This is a genomic window from Mycobacterium sp. 1245852.3 (assembly GCF_001669335.1).
GTDB lineage: Bacteria > Actinomycetota > Actinomycetes > Mycobacteriales > Mycobacteriaceae > Mycobacterium > Mycobacterium europaeum_A.
Window position 1 is genome coordinate 18,264 of the sequence record NZ_LZLL01000240.1, and the last position, 8,839, is coordinate 27,102.

Here is an 8,839-nt window from a genome sequence, read left to right on the forward strand (position 1 = left end):
TCATGCCCCACACCACCGTTGGCGAGTCCACCGTGTTCCACCTGGAGACCGGCTGCGGGCAGCCGATCGTGTTTCTACACGGCAACCCCACCTCGTCGTTCATTTGGCGGGCCATCCTTCCCGATGTGGGCCGCGTCGGCCGTTGTCTCGCGCCGGATCTGATCGGCATGGGCGCCTCAGGCAAGCCGGAGATCGGCTATTCGTTCGCCGACCACGCTGACTACTTGGACGCCTGGATCAACGCACTCGACCTGCCGCCCTTGGTCTTCGTGGGCTACGACTGGGGGGCGGCGCTGGCGTTCGACTGGGCCGCGCACCATCCTGATCGCGTCCGTGCCGTGGCGTTCACCGAGCCCATCGTGCGCCCACTAGCCACCGCCGAGTTCCCGGAGGCGGCGCGTGCGATGTTCGCGGCGCTGCGCACGCCGGAGGTGGGGGAACGCATGGTGCTGCAGGAGAACGTCTTCATCGAGCAGGCCCTCACCTCCACCGTGCTGCGCGGGTTACGGCCCGACGAACTGCAGGCCTACCGCGAGCCATACCCGACCCCCGAGTCGCGGCGGCCGATGCTGGCATGGCCGCGCATGATGCCGCTCGACGGCCAGCCGGCCGAGGTCGTCGCGCGGATCGAGGCCTACGACCGGTGGCTGGCCACTAGCGACGACGTGCCCAAACTGCTCATGACCTGTCCACCCGGGCCGGGATTGATGATGACGCCTGAGTTGATCGACTGGTGCCGAAACCACATTGCCGCACTGGAATTGGCCGAACTGGGGCCCGCCGGACATCACGTTCCAGAGGATCAATCCCCGGCCATCGCGGACGAACTGGTCCAGTGGCTGCTGCGCCACGGTCTGTGCGAGGCGCCGATGGCGCCTCGGAGCGAATCTGTCACCGAGGACGCGTAGATGCTTGCGGTAAGAGTGTTGGAGTTCGGAGGGCCCGACGAGCTGCGCGTAGAGGAGGTCGCGGACCCCACACCCGCAGCCGATCAGGTTCGCATACGGGTCGCGTCGGCCGGGGTGCACTTGGTGGACGCCGCCGTGCGCAGCGGGCGCCCGTTGGGTCCGTTCGGAACGCCGACGCTGCCAATCGTGCCCGGTCGTGAGGTCGCCGGCGTCGTCGACGCCGTCGGCGACGGAGTGGACGCCGAGAGATGGCTGGGCACAAGGGTAGTCGCCAATCTCGGACCGGCCGGTGGTGGTTACGCCGAGTTCGCCCTTGCCGGCACCGAGGGGCTGCACCCGCTGTCGGAGGAAGTCAGCTTCGACGATGCGGTCGCGATGATCGGAACCGGCGCCATGGCGTTGTCCATTCTGGACCTGGCCGCACCTGCGGCGGGGGACGTGGCCGTGGTGACGGCCGCCGCCGGCGGAATCGGGTCCCTGTTGATCCAGGGATTGCGCGCAGCCGGCGCCGACGTCATCGGACTGGTCGGCGATCCCGCGAAACTCGCGGTCGTTGACGACCTCGGAGCGCGGTGGTCGGTCAGCTACTGCACACCAGACTGGCCCGACGAGGTGCGCAGCACGGTGGGACCCCGGCCGATCACCCTAGCCTGCGACGGGGTCGGCGGCGAGGTAGGCCGCGGCGCGCTGGAACTCCTCTCCGTTGGCGGCCGGCTCGTCATGTACGGCGAGGCCTCCGGCAGCATCTGCCCGCTCGACGGCGAAGACATCTTCCGGCGCGGGATCACGGCATCTGCCGCCGCCGGTGCCCGACTCGTCAACCGCCCCGGTGGGCTGCGGCCTCTCGAGGAGCGGGCGTTGGCCGCGGTACGGGACCACACCCTGACCCCCGTGATCGGTCGACGCCTACCGCTGACCCGTGCGGCGGACGCGCACCGCGGTATGGAGGGACGGAGCACCATCGGTAAGACCGTGCTGCACAGCGGATCTGATGACGATGGTGTGGCGCCGCGGTGAGCCGGACCCGCGGGCCGCGGGTTGGTTCGATCGTGCGGTGGGTCGGTTCCGCTCGCGGCCGATCACCTCGTGTACTACTTCTCCGCTTGCAGACCTAAAGGAACATCCTGAAAGGACAATGTCATGACTGTGAGCTTGCGATCGGTTCAGTGATCGCGCTGCTAATGATCGCCGGTTTCAGCCGCGCGAGTTCTGGGCGATCACTGATGGTGACCTTTGTGCCCGGTGCGGCGGTGAGCTGGTTGGTCTTGGGATGAATGTACATGCGTCACGTCGCGGTGCCCTGCTCGGAGACGTTCGTACCGTGGTTCTTCGGTGCGCTAGCCGTTCAATTCCTCCATTTCGCAGAGGAATTCGTCACCGACTTCCGCTCGTTCTTCCCGCGGCTCTACGGCGGAACACCCTACTCGGAGCGGAGGTTCGTCGTGTTCAACATGGTCCCTTACGCGGTATTCGCTTCATGCTGCCTGCTGGTGTTCTATCTCGGAACGCTTCACATGCCGACGCATTCTGTGCACCGAGTGCAGCGGTAAGTCACGCCGGCGCCGCACCGGCCGAGCTGGCCTGCTGGTAGTCGCCGGCCGGCTGCTGCAGGATGACATTCAGCCTATTGAAGGCATTGAGAATGGCGATGTGGGCGACGATGGCAGCAAGTTGGTCGACGTCGTAATGCTCGGCGGCGTTAGCCCAGGCCTCATCTGTGACACGGCGCCCGTCACCGAGGCGGGTGCCCTGCTCCGCGAGCTCGAGCGCGGCGCGTTCTGCGGGGCTGAAGACCGTCGCCTCTCGCCACGCGGCCACCAGGTTGAGCCGCACCGTCGACTCCCCCGCCGCAGCCGCGTCCTTGGTATGCATGTCGAGACAGCAACCGCAGCCGTTGATCTGACTTATCCGGATCTTCAGCAACTCCTGTGTGGCCGCTGGCACTGCCGTCGCCGCGGCCGCCCGGTCTGCGGCAACCAGGTGTTTCACGACCTTCAGCACCACGTTGTTCGTCACGACATCCAGGCGAGGTTTCACGATGATCTCCTTTATTGAGCTGCTCCCAGACACTTCGACGAGACGAATTCACGAAATGTCAGCCGACGGCATTCCACCGGCCTGCGCGTGACTTTCAAATAGTTCAGCAATGCTCGAACACCGGGTGGTCGCCTGCTTGGCCGGCACCGACCAGGATCACCAGGGCAAGGCCAGCACCATCGACGCTGATGGATCTTGGTCCTCAGGCCGCAAACGCGCGATCGTGTACTCCACCGCACTGCCCAATCAAGCATCCCAGCGTCTGAGCAGCCATCAGCAACTGAGACGGCACCTCATCCCAAGTACCTTCGGCGGCCATCCGGCGGCGCCAGGGTCCAGATCGTCTGCCGCCGCCCGAACAGCGACCAGCAGCGCCCGGCTTCGCCGCGCTTGCGATCACCGCTGGGCTGAAATCGGGCTCAGGGCGGCCGCTTTCGCCCCTTCGAGCCCCCGATATGCTTCGCGCATGCCAGTGATGAGCAAGACCGTCGAAGTGGACGCCGACGCCGCGTTGATCATGAAGATCGTCGGCGACTTCGAGGCCTACCCGCAGTGGAACGAGGAGATCAAGGGCCTCTGGGTGCTGGCGCGCTACGACGACGGGCGCCCCAGCCAGCTGCGGCTCGACACCGATTACCAAGGCATGCAGAGCATGTTCATCCAGGCCGTGTACTACCCGGGCGAAAACCAGATCCAGACCGTCCTGCAGCAGGGCGACCTGTTCACCAAGCAGGAACAGTTGTTCTCGGTGGTGTCGATGGGGGCTTCGAGCCTGCTGACCGTGGACCTGGACGTCGAGACCTCGATGCCGGTCCCGGCGCCCATGGTGAAGCAACTCCTCAACAACGTGCTGGACCACCTGGCCGAAAGCCTCAAGCAGCGCGCCGAGCAGCTGGCCGCGAGCTAACAGCCGCGACAGCCCGTTCTCGCCGCGAACGTAAGCCCACTGCGCAAAGGCGCCCCCGAATTCGCAGTGTGCTTACGCTCGCGACCGTCAGGAAGCGCTAAGCCCGGTGCGGTCGCGCATCTCGGTCAGCCGGGTCGCCGCATCGGTGAACTGCCACACGGTGTGCTCGATCACCGCGGCGGTGTCGCGCCGGCGCAGCGCGGCGATCAGCTTGCGGTGGTTGTCCACCGCGGCCTCGCCCCACTGCGGGTCGGCCGCATAGACCAGCACCGGCATGTAGCGCGCGGCGTTGAGCAGGAACCAGGCCAGCTTGATCCGGCCGCTCGCCTGGTTGAAGACGCGGTGAAACGCGAACTCGATGCCGGCGATGGTTTCGGCGTCGCCGGACCCGACGGCGGTGGCCAGCGAGTCGTTGATCCGGTCCAGCTCGTCGATCTCGGCGTCGGTGATGTGGTCGGTGGCCGCCGCCGCCAGCTCGCGGGCGATCGACGCCTGCAGCCAGAAGATGTCCTCGATGTCCTGGCGGGTCAGCGGCAGCACGACGTGGCCGCGGTGTGGTTCGAGCTGCACCATGCCCTCGCCGCGCAGCTTGAGCAGGGCTTCACGCACCGGGGTGACGCTGACCCCGAGCTGGGCCGCGGTCTCGTCGAGCCGGATGAACGTCCCCGGCCGCAGCGAGCCGGACATGATCGCCGCCCGCAGACGCCCGGCCACCTCGTCGGACAACTGCGCCCGTCGCAGCGGCCGCCGACTCCTCGGCTGCATTGACATCGGTGCGTTCACGGGGGCTGCCAGGGCTTTCGTGGGCTTGGCGGGACGGGGTTTAAGTTTTGACGGGTGTTAACGGGGACTTGTCAGTGGATCGTCAACGCCATAGTGTGACCCACACAACACTAAGTTTTATCAAATATCAACCTGGCGCAAGCGGTGCGCGAGTGAAGGGAAGTGTTGAGTTTGACCGCGCAATTGGCGAGCCATCCGACACAGGCGAACGAGCAGCCGTACCTGGCCCGGCGACAGAACTGGGTGAACCAACTGGAACGGCACGCGCTGATGCAGCCGAAAGCGACCGCGCTGCGGTTCCTGGGCAACAGCCTGTCGTGGGGTGACCTGCGCCGCCGGGTGGCGGCGCTGGCCGATGCGCTGAGCCGCCGGGGTGTCGGCTTCGGTGACCGGGTGATGATCCTGATGCTCAATCGCACCGAGTTCGTCGAATCGGTGCTGGCCGTCAACATGCTCGGCGCCATCGCGGTTCCGCTGAACTTCCGACTCACGCCAGCCGAGATCGCGTTCCTGGTCCAGGACTGCGAGGCGCGGGTGATCATCACCGAACCGGTGCTGGCCCCGGTGGCCATCGGGGTCCGCGACATCGAGTCAATGCTGGCCACCGTCGTGGTTGCGGGCGGCCCGGCCGACGACAACGTCCTCGGCTACGAAGACCTGATCGATGAGCCCGGCGAGGAGCACCAACCCGTCGACATCCCCAATGACTCGCCGGCGTTGATCATGTACACCTCGGGCACCACCGGGCGGCCGAAGGGCGCCGTACTGACCCACACGAATCTGACCGGCCAGACCATGACCGGGCTGTACACCAACGGCGCCGACATCAACAACGACGTCGGATTCATCGGGGTGCCGTTCTTTCACATCGCGGGCATCGGCAACCTGCTGACCGGCGTGCTGCTCGGCATCCCGACGGTGATCTACCCGCTGGGCGCGTTCGAGCCCGGACAACTACTCGACGTGCTCGCCGCGGAGAAGGTCACCGGGATTTTCCTGGTCCCCGCGCAGTGGCAGGCGGTCTGCGCCGAACAACACGCTCGCCCGCGCGACCTGAAGTTGCGGGTGATCTCCTGGGGCGCCGCGCCGGCCCCCGACGCGCTGCTGCGGGAGATGTCGGCGAGGTTCCCCGGCGCCCAGATACTGGCCGCGTTCGGCCAGACGGAGATGTCGCCGGTGACGTGCATGCTGCTGGGCGAGGACGCCATTCGCAAACGCGGCTCGGTCGGCAAGGTGATCCCCACCGTGGCCGCCCGCGTCGTCGACGAAAACATGAACGACGTTCCGATCGGCGAGGTTGGCGAAATCGTCTACCGCGCACCAACTTTGATGAGCGGCTACTGGAACAACCCGCAGGCCACGGCGGAAGCGTTCGCGGGCGGCTGGTTCCACTCCGGCGACCTCGTGCGCATGGACGAAGACGGCTACGTGTGGGTGGTCGACCGCAAGAAGGACATGATCATCTCCGGTGGCGAGAACATCTACTGCGCCGAGGTGGAAAACGTCCTCGCCAGCCATCCCAGCATCGTCGAGGTGGCCGTTATCGGCCGGGCGCACGAGAAGTGGGGCGAGGTGCCGATCGCGGTCGCCGCTGTCGCGGGCGACAAGTTAGCGCTCGAAGAGCTGGACGAGTTTTTGACCGAGCGGCTGGCGCGGTACAAGCACCCCAAGGCGCTCGAGATCGTCGATGCGTTGCCGCGCAACCCGGCCGGCAAGGTGCTCAAGACTGAACTGCGGGTTCGCTACGGCGTCGGAGAAATCGACTAAATCCATTCTACGGCAAGAGGTTTTAGGGGCAGAAAGGAAAGTTGACGGGAGCTGTAACGTTTGCCAGCTGTTGGCGAAGGGTTAATTGTGCGGATGCGGTTCACACCTGATTGGCCATCGGGTACATTCCTGTGGTCTCCGTTACTACTTGCCAGTAGGGAGCCGATGGTCACACACGTTGAGTCGGGGCGAGGCGGGGGCACACCCAGCCGCCTCGCGGCGAGGGGGAGAGGCGTGCTACACGATCCGCCGCGGCGCTGGGAGGCGCGCGGTGACGTCGCGAGGGGGCAACGGTGAGTTCAACGTCGACAAGTCGGCGGGGTCCCTACCTGGTTGGCTACGTTCGCGACCAACTGGAGACGCCTTTGACGCTCGTCGGGGGATTCTTCCGGATGTGCGTGCTCACCGGGAGGGCGCTGTTCCGCTGGCCCTTCCAGTACCGCGAATTCATCCAGCAGTGCTGGTTCATCATGCGGGTGGCGTTCCTGCCGACCATCATGGTGTCGATCCCGCTGACCGTGCTGCTGATCTTCACCCTCAACGTCCTGCTCGCCCAGTTCGGGGCCGCTGACCTCTCGGGCGCCGGCGCGGCGATCGGCGCCGTCACCCAGCTCGGCCCGCTGACCACGGTGCTGGTGGTCGCCGGCGCCGGCTCGACCGCGATCTGCGCGGACCTGGGCGCCCGCACCATCCGCGAAGAGATCGACGCGATGGAGGTGCTCGGCATCGACCCGATCCACCGGCTGGTGGTCCCCCGGGTGGTGGCCGCCACCCTGGTCGCGACCCTGCTCAACGGCCTGGTGATCACCGTCGGCCTGGTCGGCGGCTACCTGTTCGGCGTCTACCTGCAGAACGTGTCGGGTGGCGCCTACCTGGCCACGCTGACCACCATCACCGGCTTGCCCGAGGTCGTCATCGCGACGGTCAAAGCCGCCGTCTTCGGACTGATCGCCGGGCTGGTCGGTTGCTACCGTGGCCTGACCGTGCGGGGCGGCTCCAAGGGCCTGGGCACCGCCGTGAACGAGACCGTCGTGCTCTGTGTCGTCGCGCTCTACGCCGTCAACGTCGTGCTGACCACCATCGGTGTCCGGTTCGGGACGGGGCACTGACGTGTCGACTTCCGCCGTCTTCCGCGCCCGCTTCCCGCGGGCGGCAGAGAACCTCAACCGCTACGGCCTCGCCGCCGCTCGCGGTCTCGACGACATCGGTCAGATGGCGTGGTTCGGCGCCATCGCCGTCGGGCACATCCCGCACGCGGTGCGCAACTACCGCAAGGAGACCCTGCGACTCATCGCCCAGATCGGCATGGGCACCGGCGCCATGGCGGTCATCGGTGGCACCGTCGCCATCGTCGGCTTCGTGACGCTGTCCGGTAGCTCGCTGGTCGCCATCCAGGGCTTCGCCTCGCTGGGCAACATCGGCGTCGAGGCGTTCACCGGCTTCTTCGCCGCGCTGATCAACGTGCGCATCGCCGCACCCGTCGTCACCGGCATCGCCATGGCGGCCACGGTCGGCGCCGGCGCCACGGCGGAGCTGGGTGCCATGCGCATCAGCGAGGAGGTCGACGCCCTGGAAGTGATGGGCATCAAGTCGATCTCGTTCTTGGCCTCCACCCGCATCATGGCCGGGCTGGTGGTGATCATCCCGATCTACTCCATGGCGATCATCATGACTTTCCTGTCCCCGCAGATCACCACGACGGTGATCTACGGGCAGTCGAACGGCACCTACGAGCACTACTTCCGGACGTTCCTGCGCCCCGAGGACGTGTTCTGGTCATTCTTGGAGGCCATCATCATCACCGCGGTCGTGATGATCACCCACTGCTTCTACGGCTATGAGGCCGGCGGCGGTCCGGTCGGCGTGGGCGAGGCCGTCGGTCGGTCGATGCGCTTCTCGCTGGTCTCGGTACAGGTCGTCGTGTTGGCCGCCGCGTTGGCGCTCTATGGCGTCAACCCCAACTTCGCGCTCACGGTGTAACCGCCATGGCCAGCCCGATCCAGACCAACGCCCCCCGCACCCCGCCCTACAAGCTGGCCGGCGTGGCGCTGCTGGTCGTCGCCGCGCTGGCGCTGGCCCTGATCTATGGGCAGTTCCGGGGCAGCTTCACCCCCAAGACGCAACTGACCATGCTGGCAGCGCGCGCCGGCCTGGTGATGGACCCGGGTTCGAAGGTCACCTACAACGGGGTGGAGATCGGCCGGGTGGGCTCGATCTCGGAGACGGTGCGCGACGGCAAGCCGGCCGCCAAGTTCACCCTTGAGGTGTATCCGCGCTACCTGAAGCTGATCCCGTCGAATGTCAACGCCGATATCAAGGCGACGACGGTGTTCGGTGGCAAGTACGTCTCGCTGACGACGCCGGCGAATCCGTCGCCGCAGAAGATTTCGTCGCGCACGGTAATCGACGCGCGCTCGGTGACCACCGAGATCAACAC

General features: G+C 66.5%; 10 protein-coding genes. 7 read left to right on the top strand and 3 right to left on the bottom strand.

Features of this window, described 5'->3' with window-relative positions; all coding sequences use genetic code 11:
- Window positions 1–2: 2 nt before the first annotated feature.
- Both A9W96_RS10735 and A9W96_RS10740 read left to right on the top strand, forming a co-directional pair.
- A complete protein-coding gene (locus A9W96_RS10735; RefSeq protein WP_067139612.1) occupies window positions 3–908 on the top strand; it encodes a haloalkane dehalogenase in 906 nt (301 codons plus the stop codon).
- Complete coding sequence (locus A9W96_RS10740) at window positions 909–1,925, top strand: zinc-binding dehydrogenase (RefSeq protein ID WP_067139615.1); 1,017 nt, start codon at window positions 909–911, stop codon at window positions 1,923–1,925.
- Window positions 1,926–2,046: 121 nt separating this feature from the next.
- Here A9W96_RS10740 and A9W96_RS31365 read toward each other — a convergent pair whose 3' ends face one another.
- Together A9W96_RS31365 and A9W96_RS10750 are read right to left on the bottom strand one after the other, a co-directional pair.
- Window positions 2,047–2,190, bottom strand: a complete 144-nt coding sequence (locus tag A9W96_RS31365) for a hypothetical protein (protein WP_156748848.1) — start codon at window positions 2,188–2,190, stop codon at window positions 2,047–2,049.
- A gap of 269 nt (window positions 2,191–2,459) precedes the next feature.
- Entirely contained in the window at window positions 2,460–2,945 is a 486-nt protein-coding gene (locus tag A9W96_RS10750) for a carboxymuconolactone decarboxylase family protein (RefSeq protein ID WP_067139622.1), read from the bottom strand.
- A 466-nt stretch (window positions 2,946–3,411) separates the two neighbouring features.
- Between A9W96_RS10750 and A9W96_RS10755 the strand changes: the two genes are divergently transcribed.
- A complete protein-coding gene (locus A9W96_RS10755; protein ID WP_066861577.1) occupies window positions 3,412–3,852 on the top strand; it encodes an SRPBCC family protein in 441 nt (146 codons plus the stop codon).
- Window positions 3,853–3,939: 87 nt separating this feature from the next.
- Here A9W96_RS10755 and A9W96_RS10760 read toward each other — a convergent pair whose 3' ends face one another.
- Window positions 3,940–4,623 carry a GntR family transcriptional regulator gene (locus A9W96_RS10760; RefSeq protein ID WP_197499482.1) on the bottom strand — a complete coding sequence of 228 codons (684 nt, stop codon included), beginning with the start codon at window positions 4,621–4,623 and terminating at the stop codon, window positions 3,940–3,942.
- Between the two features lie 183 nt (window positions 4,624–4,806).
- On the opposite strand from A9W96_RS10760, the gene fadD5 reads away from it, so the two are divergent.
- From fadD5 to A9W96_RS10780, 4 genes are all read left to right on the top strand, one after another.
- Window positions 4,807–6,402 carry a fatty-acid--CoA ligase FadD5 gene (gene fadD5 / locus A9W96_RS10765; protein ID WP_066877155.1) on the top strand — a complete coding sequence of 532 codons (1,596 nt, stop codon included), beginning with the start codon at window positions 4,807–4,809 and terminating at the stop codon, window positions 6,400–6,402.
- Window positions 6,403–6,695: 293 nt separating this feature from the next.
- Complete coding sequence (locus tag A9W96_RS10770) at window positions 6,696–7,511, top strand: ABC transporter permease (protein ID WP_066861583.1); 816 nt, start codon at window positions 6,696–6,698, stop codon at window positions 7,509–7,511.
- 1 nt (window position 7,512) lies between these two features.
- Window positions 7,513–8,382 (top strand): ABC transporter permease, encoded by an 870-nt coding sequence (locus A9W96_RS10775; protein ID WP_066861586.1) that lies wholly within the window; start codon window positions 7,513–7,515, stop codon window positions 8,380–8,382.
- A gap of 5 nt (window positions 8,383–8,387) precedes the next feature.
- Window positions 8,388–8,839, top strand: a 452-nt coding sequence (locus A9W96_RS10780; protein ID WP_156765197.1) for an MlaD family protein, incomplete at its 3' end; no start/stop codon positions are given.

Bases quoted from the DNA above. Each gene is read 5' to 3' on its own strand.
- A9W96_RS10740 (WP_067139615.1), top strand. From the start codon at position 909: ATGCTTGCGGTAAGAGTGTTGGAGTTCGGAGGGCCCGACGAGCTGCGC.
- A9W96_RS10760 (WP_197499482.1), bottom strand. From the start codon at position 4,623: ATGTCAATGCAGCCGAGGAGTCGGCGGCCGCTGCGACGGGCGCAGTTG.
- A9W96_RS10735 (WP_067139612.1), top strand. From the start codon at position 3: ATGCCCCACACCACCGTTGGCGAGTCCACCGTGTTCCACCTGGAGACC.
- A9W96_RS10755 (WP_066861577.1), top strand. From the start codon at position 3,412: ATGCCAGTGATGAGCAAGACCGTCGAAGTGGACGCCGACGCCGCGTTG.
- A9W96_RS31365 (WP_156748848.1), bottom strand. From the start codon at position 2,190: ATGTACATTCATCCCAAGACCAACCAGCTCACCGCCGCACCGGGCACA.